Origin of the sequence: Streptomyces sp. BK340, from assembly GCF_007827595.1 — a bacterium.
Classification (GTDB): domain Bacteria; phylum Actinomycetota; class Actinomycetes; order Streptomycetales; family Streptomycetaceae; genus Streptomyces.
Genome location: NZ_VISR01000014.1, coordinates 160,959 through 182,361 on the forward strand (window position 1 = coordinate 160,959; position 21,403 = coordinate 182,361).

The 21,403-nt window shown below is 70.3% G+C and carries 17 protein-coding genes; 9 read left to right on the plus strand and 8 right to left on the minus strand.

What is annotated here, in order from left to right; all coding sequences use genetic code 11:
- Positions 1 to 123: 123 nt before the first annotated feature.
- Together FB157_RS24475 and FB157_RS24480 are read left to right on the plus strand one after the other, a co-directional pair.
- Entirely contained in the window at positions 124 to 1,179 is a 1,056-nt protein-coding gene (locus FB157_RS24475; RefSeq protein ID WP_145882770.1) for an LLM class F420-dependent oxidoreductase, read from the plus strand.
- Positions 1,180 to 1,379: 200 nt separating this feature from the next.
- Positions 1,380 to 2,168 carry a ferritin-like domain-containing protein gene (locus tag FB157_RS24480; RefSeq protein ID WP_145882771.1) on the plus strand — a complete coding sequence of 263 codons (789 nt, stop codon included), beginning with the start codon at positions 1,380 to 1,382 and terminating at the stop codon, positions 2,166 to 2,168.
- Positions 2,169 to 2,175: 7 nt separating this feature from the next.
- Here the strand turns inward: FB157_RS24480 and corA are convergent, their stop codons facing one another.
- Positions 2,176 to 3,171: a magnesium/cobalt transporter CorA gene (gene corA / locus FB157_RS24485; protein ID WP_186581664.1), complete on the minus strand. Its 996-nt coding sequence runs from the start codon at positions 3,169 to 3,171 to the stop codon at positions 2,176 to 2,178.
- 62 nt (positions 3,172 to 3,233) lie between these two features.
- Here corA and FB157_RS24490 point away from each other — a divergent pair, with 62 nt between their 5' ends.
- The 4 genes from FB157_RS24490 to mshC all read left to right on the plus strand — a co-directional run bounded on the left by FB157_RS24490 (position 3,234) and on the right by mshC (position 6,707).
- Positions 3,234 to 3,920, plus strand: a complete 687-nt coding sequence (locus tag FB157_RS24490) for a histidine phosphatase family protein (RefSeq protein WP_145882773.1) — start codon at positions 3,234 to 3,236, stop codon at positions 3,918 to 3,920.
- Positions 3,921 to 4,011: 91 nt separating this feature from the next.
- Positions 4,012 to 4,602 carry a DUF3090 domain-containing protein gene (locus FB157_RS24495; protein WP_145882774.1) on the plus strand — a complete coding sequence of 197 codons (591 nt, stop codon included), beginning with the start codon at positions 4,012 to 4,014 and terminating at the stop codon, positions 4,600 to 4,602.
- Positions 4,566 to 5,384, plus strand: coding sequence for an SCO1664 family protein (locus FB157_RS24500; RefSeq protein ID WP_145882775.1), 819 nt, complete (start codon positions 4,566 to 4,568; stop codon positions 5,382 to 5,384). Before FB157_RS24495 ends, FB157_RS24500 begins: the two co-directional genes overlap by 37 nt.
- Positions 5,385 to 5,477: 93 nt before the next feature.
- Positions 5,478 to 6,707 (plus strand): cysteine--1-D-myo-inosityl 2-amino-2-deoxy-alpha-D-glucopyranoside ligase, encoded by a 1,230-nt coding sequence (gene mshC / locus FB157_RS24505; RefSeq protein WP_145882776.1) that lies wholly within the window; start codon positions 5,478 to 5,480, stop codon positions 6,705 to 6,707.
- 70 nt (positions 6,708 to 6,777) lie between these two features.
- Here mshC and FB157_RS24510 read toward each other — a convergent pair whose 3' ends face one another.
- The 7 genes from FB157_RS24510 to FB157_RS24540 all read right to left on the minus strand — a co-directional run bounded on the left by FB157_RS24510 (position 6,778) and on the right by FB157_RS24540 (position 14,693).
- Positions 6,778 to 7,851 carry a PAC2 family protein gene (locus FB157_RS24510; RefSeq protein WP_145882777.1) on the minus strand — a complete coding sequence of 358 codons (1,074 nt, stop codon included), beginning with the start codon at positions 7,849 to 7,851 and terminating at the stop codon, positions 6,778 to 6,780.
- A gap of 168 nt (positions 7,852 to 8,019) precedes the next feature.
- Entirely contained in the window at positions 8,020 to 8,691 is a 672-nt protein-coding gene (locus FB157_RS24515) for a FadR/GntR family transcriptional regulator (protein ID WP_145882778.1), read from the minus strand.
- Between the two features lie 79 nt (positions 8,692 to 8,770).
- Entirely contained in the window at positions 8,771 to 9,223 is a 453-nt protein-coding gene (locus FB157_RS24520) for a phospholipase (protein ID WP_145882779.1), read from the minus strand.
- Between the two features lie 261 nt (positions 9,224 to 9,484).
- Positions 9,485 to 11,101 carry a glycerol-3-phosphate dehydrogenase/oxidase gene (locus tag FB157_RS24525; RefSeq protein WP_145882780.1) on the minus strand — a complete coding sequence of 539 codons (1,617 nt, stop codon included), beginning with the start codon at positions 11,099 to 11,101 and terminating at the stop codon, positions 9,485 to 9,487.
- Positions 11,102 to 11,148: 47 nt separating this feature from the next.
- Positions 11,149 to 12,687 carry a glycerol kinase GlpK gene (glpK, locus tag FB157_RS24530; RefSeq protein ID WP_145882781.1) on the minus strand — a complete coding sequence of 513 codons (1,539 nt, stop codon included), beginning with the start codon at positions 12,685 to 12,687 and terminating at the stop codon, positions 11,149 to 11,151.
- A 79-nt stretch (positions 12,688 to 12,766) separates the two neighbouring features.
- Positions 12,767 to 13,561: an MIP/aquaporin family protein gene (locus FB157_RS24535; RefSeq protein WP_145882782.1), complete on the minus strand. Its 795-nt coding sequence runs from the start codon at positions 13,559 to 13,561 to the stop codon at positions 12,767 to 12,769.
- A 367-nt stretch (positions 13,562 to 13,928) separates the two neighbouring features.
- On the minus strand, positions 13,929 to 14,693 hold the full coding sequence (locus FB157_RS24540) for an IclR family transcriptional regulator (RefSeq protein WP_145882783.1): 765 nt from the start codon (positions 14,691 to 14,693) through the stop codon (positions 13,929 to 13,931).
- Between the two features lie 298 nt (positions 14,694 to 14,991).
- Here FB157_RS24540 and metH point away from each other — a divergent pair, with 298 nt between their 5' ends.
- The 3 genes from metH (at position 14,992) to FB157_RS24560 (ending at position 21,385) form a co-directional block, all read left to right on the plus strand.
- The gene (gene metH, locus FB157_RS24545; RefSeq protein WP_145882784.1) at positions 14,992 to 18,507 is read left to right on the plus strand and encodes a methionine synthase; all 3,516 of its coding nucleotides are present in this window, start codon (positions 14,992 to 14,994) and stop codon (positions 18,505 to 18,507) included.
- A 110-nt stretch (positions 18,508 to 18,617) separates the two neighbouring features.
- Complete coding sequence (locus FB157_RS24550) at positions 18,618 to 19,319, plus strand: HAD family phosphatase (protein WP_145882785.1); 702 nt, start codon at positions 18,618 to 18,620, stop codon at positions 19,317 to 19,319.
- Positions 19,320 to 19,780: 461 nt separating this feature from the next.
- Positions 19,781 to 21,385 (plus strand): ABC transporter substrate-binding protein, encoded by a 1,605-nt coding sequence (locus FB157_RS24560; RefSeq protein ID WP_145882787.1) that lies wholly within the window; start codon positions 19,781 to 19,783, stop codon positions 21,383 to 21,385.
- Positions 21,386 to 21,403: the final 18 nt, after the last annotated feature.

The following is a 21,403-nucleotide window of genomic DNA, read 5'->3' on the forward strand; positions in this document are numbered from 1 at the left end:
CTCCGTCCGGCGTGATCGGCCGTGCCGGGTGCCCTCCGGTCCCGGGCTTGCCCTGCCCGTCGGCCCCGGCCCCGCGCTATGGTCTCCGCCAAGGGACGTTACTCATGGGTAAGGGGATCGGCCATGCAGCTCGGGATCAACCTCGGCTACTGGGGTGCCGGGATGGACGCGGACAATCTGGCCGTGGCGCAGGAGGCCGAGCGGCTCGGCTACTCCGTGTGCTGGGCCGCCGAGGCGTACGGCTCCGACGCGGCCACGGTGCTCACCTGGGTCGCCGCCCAGACCGAGCGCATCGACGTCGGCTCGGCCATCTTCCAGATCCCGGCCCGGCAGCCGGCGATGACGGCGATGACCGCGGCGACGCTGGACTCGCTGTCCAAGGGCCGCTTCCGGCTCGGCCTCGGCGTCTCCGGGCCGCAGGTCTCCGAGGGCTGGTACGGCGTCAAGTTCGACAAGCCGCTGGCCCGTACGCGCGAGTACGTGGAGATCGTCCGCAAGGCGATGACGCGCGAGCGGCTGTCGTACGAGGGCGAGCACTGGACGCTGCCGCTGCCCGGCGGTCCGGGCAAGCCGATCAAGCTGACCGTGCACCCGGAGCGCGAGCACATCCCGCTGTACATCGCCGCCATCGGCCCCAAGAACCTGGAGCAGACCGGCGAGATCGCCGACGGCGCGCTGCTGATCTTCCCCTCCGCCGAGCACCTCGAGGACACCGCCGTCAAGTACCTGCGGGCGGGCCGGGAGAAGGCCGGCAAGACCCTCGACGGGTTCGACATCTGCCCGACGCTGCCGCTCGCCGTCGGCGAGGACAAGGACGTGCCCCGGCTGGCGGACACCTTCCGCCCCTACACGGCGCTGTACGTGGGCGGCATGGGCAGCCGCAAGCAGAACTTCTACAACCAGCTCGCCCAGCGCATGGGGTACGAGAAGGAGGCCGCCGAGATCCAGGACAAGTACCTGTCCGGGGACAAGGAGGGGGCCGCGGCGGCCATCCCGCAGGACCTCATCGACAAGACCACGCTGCTCGGCTCGGTGGAGCGCATCGCCGACCGCATGAAGGCCTACGCCGCCGCCGGGGTCACCACCCTGACCCTCGCCCCCGCCGGCTTCACGCTGGACGAGCGGCTCGCCTCCCTGCGGGCCGGCACCGAGGCCATGGAGCGCGCCGGGCTCGCCTGACAGGTGGGACTTCTGCGGCCGTGGTGGGGGCTCGGGGGTCTTCCCCGCCACGGCCGTCACGGGGAACAACGCGCCGGGCGCCGCGCGGTTACGACCCCGGCGCTCCACCTTTCGGCCGAGTCGACCCGCACAGCTGTTGCGGCTCCCCTCTGTCCGCATTTGACTCGTTCTTTGCGGAATCCTGCAGAGAGGTGTCTGCCATGTTCTCGGCCAAGAGTCTGTTCCAGGAGATCCTCGACGACGACGAGTCCTTCCGGCTCTTCTGCTCCATCGCCGCCGGCGGGGAGTCCCAGGGCGGCTGGGAGAACGGCCGGATCTCCGCACTGGTACCGCGGAGCGAACGGGCGATGGCCCCCAAGATCGCCCGGCACGGCGCCGACGAGGACAAGCACGCGCGCATCTTCGACGCCCTGCTGAAGAAGCGCGGCCTCACCCCGGTCCCGGTCCCGCCCGAGACCGACTACACCATGCTCCTGGAGCGCGCGGGCATCGGGCTGGCCCACGAGAAGCTCGAGCGGGACGAGCCGCTCACCGTGCGGGACGTCATCGTCTACCTCGCCCACAGCCGGGTCACCGAACAGCGGGCGTCCGAACAGATGGAGATGCTCCGCAGGTACTTCGGCGACCATCCCGAGGTCGGCAGGGCGGTACGGATGATCTCGGGCGACGAGGACAACCACCTCGCCTACGCCCACGAGGAACTGCTCCGCTTCGCCGCCGCCGGACACGGCCGGCTCATCCAGCGGACCCTGCGCGAGTGCGCGCTGGCCGAGATCCGCGTCTACCGCGACGTCAGCCTCGCCGTGACGGCCCTCATGGGCCGTGTCCTCGGCTGGTCCCGGGCCAGGTCGGCGGCGCTCGCGGCCGGTGTCCACGCCGTGTACGCCTACGAGCGGCTGGCCGGCTGGCACCGCATGGTGAGCCTGCGCATGCCCGAGCGCCGCAACGCCCTCGGCGGGCCGGCCACCCCCGCCCCCGAGTACGCCTGAGCCGCGCTCACAGCCAGCCGCGCCGCTTGAAGGTCCGGTACAACAGCACCTCCAGGCCGGCCATCAGCAGGATCACCGCCGGGTAGGACCACAGCCAGTGCAGCTCGGGCATGTGGTCGAAGTTCATGCCGTAGATCCCGGCCATCATGGTGGGGATCGCGGCCATCGCCGCCCACGCCGAGATCTTCCGCATGTCGTCGTTCTGCCGCACGCTCATCTGCGCCAGATGCGCCGACAGGATGTCCGACACCAGCCGGTCCAGGCCCTCCACGGACTCGTTCACGCGCGCGAGGTGGTCGTTCACGTCCCGGAAGAAGGGCCGCGCCTTCTCGTGCACGAAGGGCACCGCGACGCCGAGCGCGCCGGTGCCCGCCAGCCGGGTCAGCGGCACCGCCAGCGGCCCGGTGGCCCGGCGGAACTCCAGGACCTGCCGCTTGAAGGTGTAGATCCGGGACGCGGTGTGGCGGGTGTCGCCGCGCTCCGGCTGGAACACCTCGGCCTCCAGCTCCTCCAGGTCGGTCTGCAGCTCCGTCGCCACCTCCAGGTAGTGGTCGACGGTGGCGTCGGCGATCGCGTACAGCACCGCCGTGGGACCCTTGGCCAGTATCTCCGGGTCCTCCTCCAGCCGGTGCCGCACGGCGGCGAGCGGCGATCCCTCGCCGTGCCGCACGGTCACCACGAAGCCGTCGCCGACGAAGACCATGACCTCGCCGGCCGAGACGGTGTCGCTCTCGGGCTCGTACACCACCGGCTTGAGGACCATGAACAGCGAGTCGTCGTACACCTCCAGCTTCGGCCGCTGGTGCGCCTTCAAGGCGTCCTCGACCGCCAGCGGATGCAGTGCGAACTCCTGGGTGACCAGGCCGAACTCCCGCTCCGACGGCTCGTACAGCCCGATCCACACGAACCCGCCGACCGCCCGCGCGTCGTCGAGGGCGGTGGACAGGTCCTCCGGGCCCTCGGCGCGGTGACCGTCCCGGTAGATGGCGCAGTCCACGATCACGGAGCGCATTCTCCCCTCGCCCGGCCGCCTGCGCATGTCGTGATGCGCTTACGCTGGGCGGCATGCCCACGTTGATCCTCGTCAGGCACGGACGGTCGACCGCCAACACTTCGGGGGTGCTCGCCGGGTGGACGCCAGGCGTCGCCCTCGACGAGCGGGGGGCCGCACAGGCCGCCGCGCTGCCCGGACGCCTCCAGGGGCTGGCGATCTCCGAGGTCGTCGTCAGCCCCCTGGAACGCTGTCAGGAAACTGTACGGCCGCTGCTGGAAGCCCGGCCCGGGCTGCGCGCCCACACCGAGGAACGGATCGGTGAGTGCCACTACGGCGACTGGTCCGGCCGCAAGCTCGCCGAGCTGAAGGACGAGCCGCTGATGGAGGTCGTCCAGGCACACCCCTCGGCCGCGGCCTTCCCCGGCGGCGAGTCGATGCGGGCCATGCAGACCCGCGCCGCCGAGGCCGTACGCGAGTGGAACGCGCGCGTGGAGCGCGACCACGGCGCCGACGCCGTCTACCTGATGTGCTCGCACGGCGACATCATCAAGTCACTGGTGGCGGACGCCCTCGGACTGCATCTCGACCTGTTCCAGCGGATCTCGGTGGAACCGTGCTCCGTCACCGCGATCCGCTACACCCGCCTGAGGCCGTTTCTCGTTCGTCTCGGCGACACCGGCGATTTCGCCTCCCTTGCCCCGCGCGAGGAACCTCCGGGGGAAGACGCACCGGTCGGGGGCGGTGCGGGCGCACCGTGATCGTCGGGCGCAGTAGGGTGAAGCGATCCGCACAGTCGCCTTCACGCACGGCCCGCACCGCACCCACTCTCGAATCCAATGGAGACAGGACGTGTCCCGTCAGGTGTTCCTCTACGATCCGCCGGACCGCTTCGTGGCGGGCACGGTAGGACTGCCCGGACGCCGTACGTTCTTCCTCCAGGCCACCGCAGGCCCCCGGGTGACCAGCGTGGCTCTGGAGAAGACCCAGGTGGCCGCGCTCGCCGAGCGCATGGACGAGCTGCTGGACGAGGTCGTGCGGCGCAGTGGCGGCAGCGCGGCCGTCCCCGCCATGGCCCCCACGGAGATCGCCGACACCCGCCCGCTGGACACTCCCATCGAGGAGGAGTTCCGGGTCGGCACCATGGCCCTGGCCTGGGACGGCGAGGAACAGCGCATGATCGTGGAGGCCCAGGCCCTCGTGGAGCTGGACGCCGACACCGAGGAGGACCTCGCCGAGGCCGAGGAGCGGCTGCTCCAGGACGAGGAGAACGGGCCCCCCATGCTGCGGGTCCGGCTGACCGGCGCGCAGGCCAGGGCCTTCGCCAAGCGCGCCCTGGACGTCGTCAACGCCGGGCGGCCGCCGTGCCCGCTGTGCAGCCTCCCGCTCGACCCGGAAGGACACGTATGTCCGCGCCAGAACGGATACCGCCGCGGAGCCTGACCGCCGCCGAACTGCTCACCACCGGTGAGCTGAAGGTGCGCGGCCGCATCCGCGAGGCGTCCAACGCGGCACTGTTCTGCACGGTCGCGTACGACGGGCAGGAAGCGTCCTGCGTGTACAAGCCGGTCGCCGGCGAGCGTCCGCTGTGGGACTTCCCCGACGGCACCCTGGCCGGCCGCGAGGTGGCCGCCTACGAGGTCTCCGAGGCCACGGGCTGGGGGCTCGTCCCGCCGACCGTGCTGCGCGACGGCCCCTACGGCGAGGGCATGTGCCAGCTGTGGATCGAGGCGAGCGCCGAGGCCGAGCTGCTCGCCCTGGTCGACGGCGAGGAGCCCGAGCCGGGCTGGAAGGCGATCGGGTTCGCCGAGGTCGGCGAGGGCCGCACCGCGCTGCTGGTGCACGCCGACGACGAGCGGCTGCGCCGCCTCGCCGTTCTGGACGCGGTGATCAACAACGCCGACCGCAAGGGCGGCCACCTGCTGCCCACCGCGGACGGCCGGCTCTTCGGCATCGACCACGGGGTCGCCTTCAACGTCGAGAACAAGCTCCGCACGCTGCTGTGGGGCTGGGCCGGTGAGCCGCTCACCCCGGAGGCCGTCGAGGTGCTCCGAAGGCTGAAGGAGACCCTTTCCGACGGCGGGGAGCTGGCCGTGCGGCTGGCCGGACTCATCACGACGGCCGAAATCGATGCCACGCGCGCGCGTGTCGAGGCACTGCTCGCCGCCGGCCACCACCCGGAGCCGGGCGGGGAGTGGCCGGCGATCCCCTGGCCGCCGGTGTGAGCACATCCGGGGCCGAGGTACAAGAGGGCCCGACAGGCCATCCGGCCTGATCCCGTTCGTATCGGCGGCTCGTGGCCGGTTAGGCTCATGGGCATGCATGCCTGGCCCGCTTCCGAGGTCCCCGCCCTGCCTGGTCAGGGCCGCGACCTGAGGATCCACGACACCGCGACCGGCGGCCTCGTCACCCTCGACCCCGGTCCCGTCGCCCGTATCTACGTCTGCGGCATCACGCCGTACGACGCGACCCACATGGGTCACGCGGCGACCTACAACGCGTTCGACCTCGTTCAGCGCGTGTGGCTCGACACCAAGCGGCAGGTTCACTACGTCCAGAACGTGACCGACGTCGACGACCCGCTGCTGGAGCGCGCGGAGCGGGACGGCGTCGACTGGGTCGCCCTCGCCGAGCAGGAGACGGTCCTCTTCCGTGAGGACATGACCGCCCTGCGGATGCTCCCGCCCCAGCACTACATCGGCGCCGTCGAGGCGATACCCGGCATCGTCCCGCTCGTGGAGCGGCTGCGCGACCTCGGCGCGGCCTACGAGCTGGAGGGCGACACCTACTTCTCCGTCGAGTCCGACCCGCACTTCGGCGAGGTCTCGGGCCTGGACGCGGCCGCGATGCGGCTGCTGTCCGCCGAGCGCGGCGGTGACCCGGACCGCCCGGGCAAGAAGAACCCGCTCGACCCGATGCTGTGGATGGCCGCCCGCGAGGGCGAGCCCAGCTGGGACGGCGGCTCGCTCGGCCGCGGCCGACCCGGCTGGCACATCGAGTGCGTGGCCATCGCCCTCGACCACCTCGGCATGGGCTTCGACGTCCAGGGCGGCGGCTCCGACCTGGCCTTCCCGCACCACGAGATGGGCGCCTCGCACGCCCAGGTGCTCACCGGCGAGTTCCCCATGGCCAAGGCGTACGTGCACGCCGGCATGGTCGCCCTGCACGGCGAGAAGATGTCCAAGTCCAAGGGCAACCTCGTCTTCGTGTCGAAGCTGCGCCGGGACGGCGTCGACCCGGCCGCCATCCGGCTGTCCCTGCTCGCTCACCACTACCGCTCCGACTGGGAGTGGACCGACCAGGTGCTCCAGGACGCCGTGGACCGCCTCGGCCGCTGGCGCGCCGCCGTCTCCCGGCCCGACGGCCCGTCCGCCGATGCGCTGGTGGAGGAGATCCGCGAGGCCCTCACGAACGACCTGGACGCCCCCGCGGCGCTCGCCGCCGTGGACCGCTGGGCGGCCCGTCAGGAGGCGGAGGGCGGCGACGACATCGCCGCGCCCGGTCTCGTGACCCGGGCGGTCGACGCCCTGCTCGGCGTGGCCCTGTAACCGCAGGTACGACGAAGGGGCGGTTCCCGGAAGGGAACCGCCCCTTCGTACGTTGTCCCGATCCGTCGGCTCAGTCCTCCGACGTGTCCTCGTCGCCGCCCTCGGACGAACCCTTGGCCGGCCCCTCGGCGGAGCCGTCCGCGGGACCGTCCGCCGGGCCGTCGGCGGAACCCTCCGAGGAGCCTTCCGTGGTCCCGGGGGCTCCCGGCCTCGGCGGCCTCGGTGGCCGGGCCTTGCCGCCGGGGCTGTCCCGCAGGTACGAGGCGTCCCCGCCGTCCGCCGTCGCGTGCCCGCCCGGCGGGCCGACGTCCCGGCGCCGCAGATACCGCTCGAACTCGCGGGCGATCGCCTCACCGGAGGCCTCGGGCAACTCGGCGGTGTCCCGGGCCTCCTCCAGCGTCTGGACGTACTCGGCGACCTCGCTGTCCTCGGCCGCCAGCTGGTCCACGCCCACCTGCCAGGCGCGCGCGTCCTCGGGCAGCTCGCCCTGCGGGATGCGCAGGTCGAGCAGGTCCTCCAGCCGGTTCAGCAGCGCCAGCGTGGCCTTCGGGTTGGGCGGCTGGGAGACGTAGTGCGGTACGGCCGCCCACAGCGACACCGCCGGGACGCCCGCGTGCGTGCACGCCTCCTGCAGGACGCCGACGATGCCCGTCGGGCCCTCGTACTTGGTCTCCTCCAGGTCCATGCGGTGGGCCAGGTCCGGGTCGGACGTGACGCCGCTGACCGGGACCGGACGCGTGTGCGGGGTGTCACCGAGCAGGGCGCCCAGCACGACCACCAGCTCCACGCCCAGCTCGTGCGCGAAGCCGAGCAGCTCGTTGCAGAACGAGCGCCAGCGCATGGACGGTTCGATGCCGCGTACCAGTACCAGGTCCCGCGGTTTCTCGCCGCCGACCCGGACCACCGACAGTCTTGTCGTCGGCCACGTGATCTTGCGCACTCCGCCGTCCATGAACACCGTGGGGCGGTTCACCTGGAAGTCGTAGTAGTCCTCGGCGTCGAGCGCCGCGAACACCTCGCCCTTCCACTCGCGTTCCAGATGCGCGACCGCCGTGGAGGCGGCGTCGCCGGCATCGTTCCAGCCCTCGAACGCGGCCACCATGACTGGGTCGATCAGCTCGGGAACCCCCTCCAGCTCGATCACCCAGTGCCTCCTTCCGACGTGCCCTCGCCTGACGTCCCAACCTTACGGCGTCCGGCGGGGGCGTCCGCAGCCCCCCGGGCCGGGGGGATGCACGGATCACTGCCCCGTTCGTCACATCGGAACACCCCACCTGCCGACGGGGCGCCCGGCCCGCTCCGCACAGGAATTTCACAGAGTGCTGCGCAACCACTGCTCCACACTCGCGATGTGCACGGTGGCCCAGGAGCGGGCCGCCTCCGCGTCCCGGTCGCGCAGTGCGGCGAGGATCGCCCGGTGTTCGCGCAGGGTGCGGGCGACCGCGTCCTCCTGCGTGAGTCCCCGCCAGATCCGGGCCCGGGTGGTGGGGCCCGACAGGCCGTCAAGCAGCGAGCACAGCACGGAGTTGCCCGCGCCCTGCACGATGCCCCGGTGGAACTCCAGGTCACAGGCGACCAGTTCCTCCACCGAGGGGTCGGCACCGAGCGCGTCCAACTGGGCCGACAGGACGTCCAGTTGCCGCTCGCTGATCCGGGAGGCCGCCATCGCGGTCGCGGCCGGCTCCAGGATCCGGCGCACGGCCAGGAACTCCAGCACCGTGTCGTCACGGTGGAAGTCCACGACGAAGCTCATGGCCTCCAGCAGCAACTGCGGATCGAGGCTGGTGACGTAGGTGCCGTCGCCCTGTCGCACGTCCAGGATCCGGATCAGCGACAGGGCCCGTACGGCCTCCCGCAGCGAGTTGCGGGACAGGCCGAGGTCGGCGGCGAGTTCGCTCTCCTTGGGCAGCCGGTCACCGGGGCGCAGGGCACCGGAGACGATCATGTCCTTGATCTTCTCGATCGCCTCGTCGGTGACTGCCATGACCGGCCTCCCAGTGGCTCAGACATCGGATGTCTCAGCACATTATGGGGGGCACCGGGGAGAAGACCGGCGAGTTCCGTCAGCCGAAGGCCTTCACGGCCTGGTAGTACGTCCACGCCGTGCTGGTGCAGGCGGTCTTCGTCGCACCGCCGTAGTTGGCGCACACGCGCTTGAGGTCCTCGTACAGGGCGCTGTCGAGGCGGGCCTTGTTGGTGCTGAAGGTGCCGGCCGCCTTGTAGTTGCGGTAGCCGAAGTCGTGGCGGGCACAGGACATGGCGAAGGGGAAGCCGAACGGGTTGTCCGGCGAGGAGGAGCAGTAGTCGGTCGACCAGTCGAACCCGTAGGCGGACCAGGCCGACTGGTTGGCGCGCGCCGCGGCCCAGACGTTGTAGCTGGACGCGGTGGTCTGGGTGAAGTCGGCGAGCACCTGGGGCCTGTCGGCCGGAGCCGCGGTGGCCGCGGTGGCGGTGGCCGTGACGGTGATGAGGGCCAGGGCCGAGGCGGCGAGGCCGGTGGCGAGTCTGCGGTGCATCCCACACCTCCATGAAGAACCGCGATCCGTCCGTCGGATCGCGGTTCATGACCATGGAGGCGGTGGCTATAGCCCGCCTTTACCGCCACAGAAGTACCGCCGCAGGAGCGCGGCTTCACTCCTCCGGGGCGCGACGCGCGCACACGAGAGGGGCGGCTCCGTCGGCGCGGAGCCGCCCCTCTCGTCACACCGGCTCCCCGTGCGGGAGGAGCCGTCCCTCATCCGTTCCGGCCCCGGTCAGGGGGAGGGGCCGGCCGGGGCCTACTTCTTGTCGAGCAGGCCCTGGACCTTGTCGCGGACCTCGTCCGTGGCCAGGCCACGGATGGTCAGCGTGGTGCGGCGGCGCAGCACGTCGTCCGCCGTCTCGGCCCACTCGTGGTCGCGGGCCCACACGACCTGCGCCCAGATCTCCGGGGCGTCCGGGTGGACGCGCTCGGCCAGCTCCGGGTTCTCGTTCGCCATCCGGGCGATGTCGAAGGCCAGCGAGCCGTAGTGGGTGGCCAGGTGCTTGGCGGTGTCGGCGGCCATGCGCGGGCCGGGTGCCGGGTGGTCCACCAGCAGGCGGTGGGCGACGGCGCGCGGGTTGGCGACACCGGGCAGCGGGAGCTTCTTCGGCAGCGAGGCGATGGGCTCGAAGTCGTCGCCGAGCGGGTGGCCCGGCAGCTCCTCCAGCTTCTGCATCACCGTGCGGCCGATGTGCCGGAAGGTCGTCCACTTGCCGCCGGCGACCGACAGCATGCCGGCCTTGCCCTCGGTGACGACGGTCTCGCGCTTGGCCTTGGCCGTGTCACCGGGGCCGCCCGGCAGCACGCGCAGACCGGCGAAGGCGTAGGTGATCAGGTCGCGCTGCAGCTGCTGGTCCCGGACGGAGAACGCGGCCTCGTCCAGGATCTGGGCGATGTCCTTCTCGTTGACCGAGACGTCCGCCGGGTCGCCCTCGTACTCCTCGTCGGTGGTGCCGAGCAGCAGCATGTCCTCCCAGGGGAGGGCGAAGGTGATGCGGTACTTGTCGATGGGGGTCGCGAGCGCGGCCTTCCAGGGGGAGGTGCGCTTCAGGACCAGGTGCGCGCCCTTGGACAGGCGGATGGACGGGGCCGCGTTCGGGTCCTCCATCCGGCGCAGGTGGTCGACCCAGGGGCCGGTCGCGTTCAGCACCAGGCGGGCGTTGGCCCCGAACTCCTCGCCGGATATGCGGTCCCGGAGGTCGGCGCCGGTGACCCGGCCCTTGGTGAAGCGCAGGCCGGTGACCTCGGCGTGGTTGAGGACGACCGCGCCCGCCTCGACGGCCGCGCGGACCGTCATCAGCGCCATGCGCGCGTCGTTCATCTGGTCGTCGCCGTACACGGCCACGGCCTTCAGGTTCTCGGTACGCAGCTCGGGCACGTCCTGCGCCGCCTTGGCGGGGGAGAGCAGGTGGCCGACGCCGTCGCCGAACGCGGAGAGCGCGGAGTAGGCGAAGACGCCCGCGCCGAGCTTCGCCGCGCCGTGCGGCCCGCCCTTGTACACCGGGAGGTAGAAGGTGAGCGGGTTCGCCAGGTGGGGGGCCACCTGACGGGAGACCGCACGGCGCTCGAAGTGGTTCTCCGCCACCAGCTTCACCGCGCCGGTCTGCAGGTAGCGCAGACCGCCGTGGAGCAGCTTGGAGGAGGCGGAGGAGGTGGCGCCGGCGAAGTCGCCGGCGTCGACCAGCGCCACCCTGAGTCCGGACTGCGCGGCGTGCCAGGCGGTGGAGATGCCCAGGATGCCGCCGCCGATCACAAGAAGGTCGTACGACGCCTTGGAGAGCTGCTCCCTGGTCTCGGCCCGGCTCGGGTTGGAGCCGGAGGCGGGGTGCGTCCCCAGGGCAGGCACGGACTTCAGGGTGGACTGACTGGTCATGTCGGGTACTTACTCCTCGTCAGAGCTGTCTGAGCGGTTCGGGCCGCTCAGTCCTCGTCCTCGATCCAGCCCATGGTCCGGTCGACGGCCTTGAGCCAGTTCTTGTACTCACGGTCGCGGATGTCCGCGTCCATCTGGGGGGTCCACTCGGCGGCCCGGCGCCAGTTGGCGCGCAGTTCGTCGGTGCTGGACCAGAAGCCGACGGCGAGGCCGGCGGCGTAGGCGGCGCCGAGGCAGGTGGTCTCGGCGACCATCGGGCGCACCACCGGTGCGTCCAGGACGTCCGAGAGCGTCTGCATCAGCAGGTTGTTGGAGGTCATGCCGCCGTCGACCTTCAGGGCCACCAGCTCGTCGCCGGAGTCCTTGACCATCGCGTCGGCGATCTCCCGGGTCTGCCAGGCGGTCGCCTCCAGGACCGCACGGGCGAGGTGCGCCTTGGTGACGTACCGGGTCAGGCCGGCGATCACACCGCGGGCGTCGGAGCGCCAGTGCGGGGCGAACAGACCGGAGAAGGCCGGCACGAAGTAGGCGCCGCCGTTGTCCTCGACCGAGAGCGCGAGCGTCTCGATCTCGGCAGCGGTGGAGATCAGGCCCATCTGGTCGCGCATCCACTGCACCAGGGAGCCGGTGACGGCGATCGAGCCCTCGAGGGCGTACACGGTCGGCTGGTCGCCGATCTTGTAGCCGACCGTGGTCAGCAGGCCCGCGTAGGAGTTGATGATCTTGTCACCGGTGTTCATCACCATGAAGGTGCCGGTGCCGTAGGTGGACTTGGTCTCGCCCTCGGAGAAGCAGGTCTGGCCGAACAGGGCCGCCTGCTGGTCGCCGAGCGCGGACGCGACCGGGATGCCGCCGAGCAGGTCGCCGAGCTTGCCGCCGGTGACCTCGCCGTAGATCTCCGCGGAGGAGCGGATCTCCGGCATGATCTGCAGCGGCACGCCGATCGACTCGGCGATCTTGTCGTCCCACTGCATGGTGTGCAGGTTCATGAGGAGGGTACGGGAGGCGTTGGTCACGTCGGTGACGTGCTTGCCGCCGTTGACACCACCGGTCAGGTTCCAGATGACCCAGGTGTCCATGGTGCCGAAGAGGATGTCGCCCGCCTCGGCGCGCTCCCGCAGGCCGTCGACGTGGTCGAGCAGCCAGCGGGCCTTGGGACCGGAGAAGTACGACGCGAGCGGGAGGCCGGTCTCGCGGCGGAAGCGGTCCTGGCCGACGTTGCGGCCGAGCTCCCGGCAGAGGGAGTCGGTGCGGGTGTCCTGCCAGACGAGGGCGTTGTGGACGGGCTCACCGGTGTTCTTGTCCCACAGCACGGTGGTCTCGCGCTGGTTGGTGATGCCGATGGCCTTGATGTCGTCGCGGGTGATGCCGGCCTTCTGGATGGCTCCGGCGACGACCTCCTGGACGTTGGTCCAGATCTCGTTGGCGTTGTGCTCGACCCAGCCCGGCTTCGGGAAGATCTGCTCGTGCTCCTTCTGGTCGACGGAGACGATACGACCGTCCTTGTCGAAGACGATGCAGCGCGAGGAAGTCGTGCCCTGGTCGATGGCCGCGATGAACGGGCCTGCGGTGTGGGCGTCGGTCACTGTGTGCTCCTGAAAGATCCGTGGTGATGGGGCTGTACGTACGGCGCGTGCTGGAAGACTCGGTTGTTCTCGGTTCTTCTTAGGCAAAGGCGACGTTGTAGATGCCTGCAGCGATGGCGGCGCCGATCAGCGGACCGACCACCGGGATCCAGGCGTAGCTCCAGTCGGAGCCGCCCTTGTTGGGCAGGGGCAGGAGGGCGTGCACGATGCGCGGGCCGAGGTCACGTGCCGGGTTGATCGCGTAACCGGTCGGACCGCCGAGCGAGAGGCCGATGCCGACGACCACGAAGGCGGTGATCAGGGCACCCAGGGTGCCGAGGCCGTTGCCCTTGTCGTTCAGGCCCTGGGTGAGGACGGCGAGCACCAGCACCACGGTGCCGATGATCTCGGTGAGGAGGTTCTGCACCGCGTTCCGGATCTCGGGACCGGTGGAGAAGACGCCCAGGACCGGGCCGGCGCCCGACTCCTGCGCCTCGACGGCCTTGGTCGCAGTGGCCTGTGCACCCGGACCGCCGACGATCTCCTTGTCGGTGAGGTGCGCGTGGAACTGGCCGTAGTAGGCGATCCACACCAGGGTGGCACCGATCATGGCGCCGAGCAGCTGACCGCCCCAGTAGACGGGCAGGTTGCTGAAGTCCTTGTCCTTGATCGCGAGCGCGAGCGTCACGGCCGGATTCAGGTGGGCGCCGGAGAGCGGCGCCGAGGTGTAGACGGCCGTCAGTACGGCGAAACCCCACCCGAAGGTGATGGCGAGCCAACCGGCGTTACGGGCCTTGGAGGCCTTCAGCGTGACGGCGGCGCACACGCCGCCACCGAGCAGGATGAGTATGGCGGTACCGATGGTCTCGCCGATGAAGATGTCGGAGCTGGACACCCGCGACTCCTTTGTCCTTCGTCCAGGGAAGCCGAACCCCGGGTCCCGCCGGGGGTTCTGGCGCCCTCGGGGGTGAGAGCGAATTCGGCCCTTGGCGTTGTCACACTCTAGCGCGTATTGCCGGTAGGTGTTCGACAATGCCGACCGATGGACGGGAGTCTTGCTTCGGCGTTACGCATGCGTCAAGGGTTCTGTTATCGAAAACAGGATCGTTATTGATCGCTGCCGGCTATCGCTCTTCATGTGCTGACGTACCATCTCGCCCTATATGTCCACTTCAGGGTATGGCGAGAACCGGAACGCCGCCTCGCGTCCCGGTCGTCCCCCGGTGGGTCATCCGCTGGTCAGCGGCACATCGCCCGGCTGCTCAGAACCGTCCCGCGCCCAGGTCGCGGGAGACCGCGCGGGCGCAGTCCCGCACCGCCGCGATGAGTTCGGGGCGCAGTTCGCCGTCCCGGCCGAGCCGTTCCACGGCACCCGTGATGCCGACGGCGCCCACGGGCATCCGGCGCCGGTCGTGGATGGGTGCGGCCACCGAGGCCACGCCCTCCCAGGTCTCCTCCACGTCCGCCGCGTACCCACGCGCGCGGGTGATGTCGAGGATGTGCTCGAAGTCCGCCTGCTCGCACACCGTGCGGTCGGTGAAGGGTTTGCGGTCGGCCTCCAGGGCCTCGCTGTGCGCCACCGGGTCGTAGGCGGACAGCACCTTGCCCAGTGCCGTGGAGTGCAGCGGCTGCATGGCCCCTATCTCCAGCACCTGCCGACTGTCGTCGGGCCGGAAGACGTGGTGCACGATCAGTACGCCCTGCTGGTGCAGGACGCCCAGGTACACGCTCTCCCCGCTGGCCCGGGCCAGGTCGTCGGTCCACACCAGGGCCCGCGCCCGCAGCTCGTGCACGTCGAGATAGGTGGTGCCCAGGCGCAGCAGCTCGGCACCCAGTTGGTAGCGCCCGGAGGCGTCGTCCTGTTCGACGAAGCCCTCCTGCTGGAGGGTGCGCAGGATGCCGTGGGCGGTGCCCTTGGCGAGGCCCAGCGACGAGGCGATGTCCGACAGACCGAGCCGTCGCTCGCCGCCCGCGAGCAGCCGCAGCATCGCGGCCGCCCGTTCGAGCGACTGGATGTTCCGTGCCATCGCCGTCCTGCCCTCCGTCCCCATCGACCATTGGCGAACAGCATCCAAGACACCGTTCGGCAATGTCGAACACTACCGGTCCATGACGGCCTCCCGCTAATGGTCGACCGATACCTGTTACATCTCTTGTGGCCTGCATGTGGCGCCGCGGTCATACAGGGTCCACCACTTGAGTCCGCCTCGTGGACGCCGCTGCCCATCCAAGCCCACTGCCGGTTACTCTGACGCCGTGCCCTTGCCCGGCAGCGTCCGGGGAAGCGGCATAGCCGACAGCCGTCGCACTCCAGGGAGCCCCTTCATGGCCTCGTTGCCAACGACCCCTTCCGCCGACAGCCGGACCCGTGCGTCCGCGCTCCGAGAGGCACTCGCCACCCGTGTGGTGGTCGCCGACGGAGCCATGGGCACGATGCTCCAGGCCCAGGAACCGACGCTCGAGGACTTCCAGGACCTCGAGGGCTGCAACGAGATTCTCAATCTCACCCGCCCCGACATCGTCCGCTCCGTCCACGAGGCGTACTTCGCCGTGGGCGTCGACTGCGTCGAGACCAACACCTTCGGCGCCAACCACTCCGCGCTCGGCGAGTACGACATCCCCGACCGCGTCCACGAGCTGTCCGAGGCCGGCGCCCGCGTGGCCCGCGAGGTCGCCGACGAGTTCACCGCAAGGGACGGCAAGCCCCGCTGGGTCCTCGGCTCCATCGGCCCCGGCACCAAGCTGCCCACCCTCGGCCACGCCCCCTACACCACCCTGCGCGACGCCTACCAGCGCAATGCCGAGGGTCTGGTCGCGGGCGGCGCCGACGCGCTGCTCGTGGAGACCACCCAGGACCTGCTGCAGACCAAGGCCGCCGTCCTCGGCGCACGCCGGGGCCTGGACGCCCTCGGCCTGGACGTGCCGGTGATCGTGTCGGTGACCGTCGAGACCACCGGCACCATGCTGCTCGGCTCCGAGATCGGCGCGGCCCTCACCGCGCTGGAGCCGCTCGGCATCGACATGATCGGCCTGAACTGCGCCACCGGCCCGGCGGAGATGAGCGAGCACCTGCGCTACCTCGCCCGCACCGCCCGTATCCCGCTGTCCTGCATGCCCAACGCGGGCCTGCCGGTCCTCGGCAAGGACGGTGCCCACTACCCGCTGACCGCGCCGGAGCTGGCCGACGCCCAGGAGACCTTCGTCCGCGAGTACGGCCTCTCGCTGGTCGGCGGCTGCTGCGGCACCACCCCGGAGCACCTGCGCCAGGTCGTCGAGCGCGTCCGGGGCCTCACCCCGCCCGAGCGGCAGCCGCGCCCCGAGCCCGGCGCCGCCTCCCTCTACCAGACCGTGCCGTTCCGCCAGGACACCTCCTACCTGGCCATCGGTGAGCGCACCAACGCGAACGGCTCCAAGAAGTTCCGCGAGGCCATGCTGGAAGCCCGCTGGGACGACTGCGTGGAGATGGCACGCGAGCAGATCCGCGAGGGCGCGCACATGCTCGACCTGTGCGTGGACTACGTCGGCCGCGACGGGGTCGCCGACATGGAGGAGCTGGCCGGCCGCTTCGCCACCGCGTCCACCCTGCCGATCGTCCTCGACTCCACCGAGGTCGACGTCATCCGGGCGGGCCTGGAGAAGCTCGGCGGCCGCGCGGTGATCAACTCGGTCAACTACGAGGACGGCGACGGCCCCGACTCCCGCTTCGCCAAGGTCACCCGGCTGGCCCAGGAGCACGGCGCCGCCCTGATCGCGCTGACCATCGACGAGGAGGGCCAGGCCCGCACCCCCGAGAAGAAGGTCGAGATCGCCGAACGGCTGATCGACGACCTCAGCGGGAACTGGGGCATCCGCGAGGAGGACATCCTCATCGACACCCTGACCTTCACCATCTGCACCGGTCAGGAGGAGTCCCGCAAGGACGGCATCGCCACCATCGAGGCGATCCGCGAGCTGAAGAAGCGGCACCCGGCGGTGCAGACCACGCTGGGCCTGTCGAACATCTCCTTCGGTCTCAACCCGGCCGCCCGCATCCTGCTGAACTCCGTCTTCCTGGACGAGTGCGTCAAGGCGGGCCTCGACTCGGCGATCGTGCACGCCTCCAAGATCCTGCCGATCGCCCGCTTCGACGAGGAGCAGGTCAACACCGCCCTCGACCTCATCCACGACCGCCGCAGCGAGGGCTACGACCCGCTGCAGAAGCTCATGGCCCTGTTCGAGGGAGCCACCGCCAAGTCCCTGAAGGCCGGCAGGGCCGAGGAGCTGGCCGCCCTCCCGCTGGAGGAGCGTCTCAAGCGCCGCATCATCGACGGTGAGCGCAACGGCCTGGAGGCCGACCTGGACGAGGCCCTCCAGGACCGGCCCGCCCTGGACATCGTCAACGACACCCTCCTGGACGGCATGAAGGTCGTCGGCGACCTCTTCGGCTCCGGCCAGATGCAGCTGCCGTTCGTCCTCCAGTCCGCCGAGGTCATGAAGACGGCCGTCGCCCACCTCGAACCGCACATGGAGAAGTCGGACGCCGAGGGCAAGGGCACCATCGTCCTCGCCACCGTGCGCGGCGACGTGCACGACATCGGCAAGAACCTCGTCGACATCATCCTGTCCAACAACGGCTACAACGTCGTCAACCTGGGCATCAAGCAGCCGGTCTCCGCGATCCTGGAAGCCGCCGAGGAGCACCGGGCCGACGTCATCGGCATGTCCGGCCTCCTGGTGAAGTCCACGGTGATCATGAAGGAGAACCTGGAGGAGCTGAACCAGCGCGGTCTCGCCGCCCGCTTCCCGGTCATCCTGGGCGGCGCCGCCCTCACCCGCGCCTACGTCGAGCAGGACCTGCACGAGATCTACGGGGGCGAGGTCCGCTACGCCCGCGACGCCTTCGAGGGGCTGCACCTGATGGACGCCCTGATCGGCGTCAAGCGGGGCGTGCCCGGCGCGCAGCTGCCCGAGCTGAGGCAGCGCCGGGTCCGCGCGACGGCCGCCGTCCAGGTCGAGGAGCGGCCCGAGGAGGGCCACGTCCGCTCCGACGTGGCCACCGACAACCCGGTGCCGGCCCCGCCGTTCTGGGACACCCGCGTGATCAAGGGCATCCAGCTCAAGGAGTACGCGAGCTGGCTGGACGAGGGCGCGCTGTTCAAGGGTCAGTGGGGGCTGAAGCAGGCCCGCACCGGGGACGGTCCGACGTACGAGGAACTGGCGGAGACCGAGGGCCGCCCCCGCCTGCGTGGCCTGCTCGACCGGCTCCAGACGGAGAACCTGCTGGAGGCGGCCGTGGTCTACGGCTACTTCCCGTGCGTCTCCAAGGACGACGACCTGATCATCCTGGACGAGCGGGGCAACGAGCGCACCCGGTTCACCTTCCCGCGCCAGCGCCGCGGTCGCCGGCTGTGCCTCGCCGACTTCTTCCGCCCGGAGGAGTCGGGGGAGACGGACGTCGTCGGCCTTCAGGTGGTCACCGTCGGCTCCCGCATCGGCGAGGAGACGGCCAAGCTCTTCGAGTCGAACTCCTACCGCGACTACCTCGAACTGCACGGCCTGTCCGTGCAGTTGGCGGAGGCGCTGGCCGAGTACTGGCACGCCCGCGTCCGCTCCGAACTCGGCTTCGCCGGCGAGGACCCGGCCGACATCGAGGACATGTTCGCCCTGAAGTACCGGGGCGCCCGCTTCTCCCTCGGCTACGGCGCCTGCCCCGACCTGGAGGACCGTGCCAAGATCGCCGAACTGCTCCAGCCCGAGCGGATCGGCGTCCACCTGTCCGAGGAGTTCCAGCTCCACCCCGAGCAGTCCACCGACGCGATCGTGATCCACCACCCGGAGGCGAAGTACTTCAACGCCCGGTGAGGCGCGTCGCACAGCGCACTGATCGGATAAGTCGTACACTTGTCGGTCCACCGCAGGCCGGTTCCCTGTCCGGGAGCCGGCCTGGTCGTCCCTCAAGGAGGTGCGCCAGGATGACCAGTACGGTCCCCGCGCTCGGAACCCGTACGGCCGAAGGCTCAGCCCTGCAGGCCGTGCTCCTCGACATGGACGGCACCCTGGTGGACACCGAGGGCTTCTGGTGGGACGTGGAGGTCGAGGTCTTCGCCGCCCTGGGGCACACCCTGGACGAGACCTGGCGCCACGTCGTGGTCGGCGGCCCCATGACCCGCAGCGCCGGGTTCCTGATCGAGGCCACCGGCGCCGACATCACCCTCGCCGAGCTCACCACGCTGCTCAACGACGGGTTCGAGGACCGCATCGGCCGCGCCCTGCCGCTGATGCCCGGAGCCGAGCGGCTGCTCGCCGAGCTGTACGAGCACGAGATCCCGACCGCCCTGGTCTCCGCCTCCCACCGGCGCATCATCGACCGTGTGCTGGCCGCCCTCGGCCCCCAGCACTTCGCCCTGACCGTGGCCGGCGACGAGGTGTCGCGCACCAAGCCGTACCCGGACCCGTATCTGCTCGCCGCCGCCGGGCTCGGTGCCGATCCGGCCCGGTGCGCGGTGATCGAGGACACCGCGACCGGCGTCGAGTCCGCCGAGGCCGCGGGCTGCCGGGTGGTCGCCGTGCCCTCGGTGGCGCCCATTGCGCCGATCGACGGGCGCACGGTCGTGAGCTCCCTGGAAGAGGTCGACCTGGCATTTCTGCGCGGCCTGATGACGGAAATGCGCTAGCCGTTCACTGGGGGTGCCCCCTGCTCGCAGAGCTTGGGGGAGTGCAAAGTCCATTGGACGCGATGGACAAAAGTCCGGGGAAGTACACCGGGGTGGAATTCGAAGCGGGCCGCCCGACCTAATTCCGGTAACCGCCAGCCCAGTTGGAAGTGTGACGTTCCCCACGCGAGACGGGCTCGACAACGTTGCCCTGGTGTGCCGATCACCCTGGTTCGGGGTCGTCGGGCGTGCCCTTGTGTCCCGATTGATGGGATGCTGCACCAAACCTGCCGCTGTCGGGTTTTCGGTGTGTCCACGCCCAGTTTCACTGCGTGATGGGGCCTCAAGTCGCGCGGCTGTGAACCCTCCTGCGGGCGCGGTCTAATCTCGTCGCGAGAACATCGCCGCAACCCCCGTGACCCGCCGCAGCCACCCTTGCATGCTGGGTACACGGATTCGAACAGTCCTGGAGAAAGTCCCGCATGAACCGCAAGACTTTGGTGCTGCCGGCAGTCGTCGGCCTGCTTACGCCGGTTCTCGCCGCGTGCGGCGGATCCGGCAGCGGGAGCAAGAGCGGGAACGCCATCGTCGTGGGCACCACGGACCGGTTCACCGTCACGAACGACATCCCCGCGCCCATCGACCCCGCCTACGCCTACGACGTCGGCACCTGGAACATCCTGCGCCAGACCGTGCAGACCCTGATGACCCAGCCCAAGGGCGAGGGCGTGCCGGTGCCCGAGGCGGCCGAGAGCTGCGCCTTCACCGACAGCGGCAACGAGCGCTACGCCTGCAAGCTGCGGGACGGCCTGACGTTCGCCAACGGCGACAAGGTCACCGCCGAGGACGTCAAGTACTCCATCGAGCGTGCCCTGCACATCAACGCCGACAGCGGTGTCGCCACCCTGCTGAACACGATCGACACGATCGAGACCCAGGGCGACCGCGAGGTCATCTTCCACCTCAAGACGGCCGACGCCACGTTCCCGTACAAGCTGTCCACCCCGGTCGCGGGCATCATCGACCCCAAGGACTACGACCGGCGCAAGCTGCGCGACGGCTTCGAGGTCGACGGCTCCGGCCCGTACACCTTCAAGGCCGACGTCGAGAACAACGTGATGGTCAGCGGCACGTTCACCAAGAACCCGTCCTACAAGGGCAGCGTGCAGGTGAACAACAGCGAGGTCGTGCTGCGCACCTACCACGACGCGGACGCCATGGGCGAGGCGATCGACAAGGGCGACATCGACGTCATGACCCGCGCCATGTCCCCGGCGCAGATCAACAAGCTGGACAGCGGCTCCGACGCGAACGTCGACCTGGTCGACATGCCGGGTCTGGAGATCCGCTACCTGGCCTTCAACACCGATGCGCCGACGGTGAAGAGCAAGGCCGTCCGCCAGGCCATGGCCCAGGTCGTCAACCGCGGCGAACTCGTCTCCAAGGTCTACGGCACCCAGGCGGAGCCGCTGTACTCGCTGGTCCCGGCGACCCTCACCGGCCACTCCAACTCGTTCTTCAACAAGTACGGCGACCCCAACGTCGGCAAGGCGAAGGACCTGCTGGCCAAGGCCGGCATCACCACCCCGGTGAAGCTGAAGCTGCACTACACCACCGACCACTACGGCTCGGCCACCAAGCAGGAGTTCCAGATCCTGCAGCAGCAGCTCAACGCCAGCGGCCTGTTCGACGTCAGCATCCAGGGCCACCTCTGGTCGTCCTTCCGGCCCGCCGAGAAGAAGGGCCAGTACGACGTCTACGGGATGGGCTGGTTCCCCGACTTCCCGGACGCCGACAACTTCATCGCGCCCTTCCTCGACAAGGGCAACTTCCTGGGCTCGCCGTACTCCAACAGCTCCGTCCAGCGCTCGCTGATCCCGGAGTCCCGCCGCGAGGCCGACCGGCTCAACGCCACCAAGACCCTGACCGAGATTCAGGACATCGTCGCCGAGGACGTCCCCGTGCTGCCCCTGTGGCAGGGCAAGCAGTACGTCGCCGCACGGAACGACATCACGGGCGTCTCCTACGCCCTGAACTCCTCCTCGACGCTTCAGCTGTGGGAGCTCGGCCGCGGCGTGAGCGGCTGACGTTCTCCTTGTCCGGGG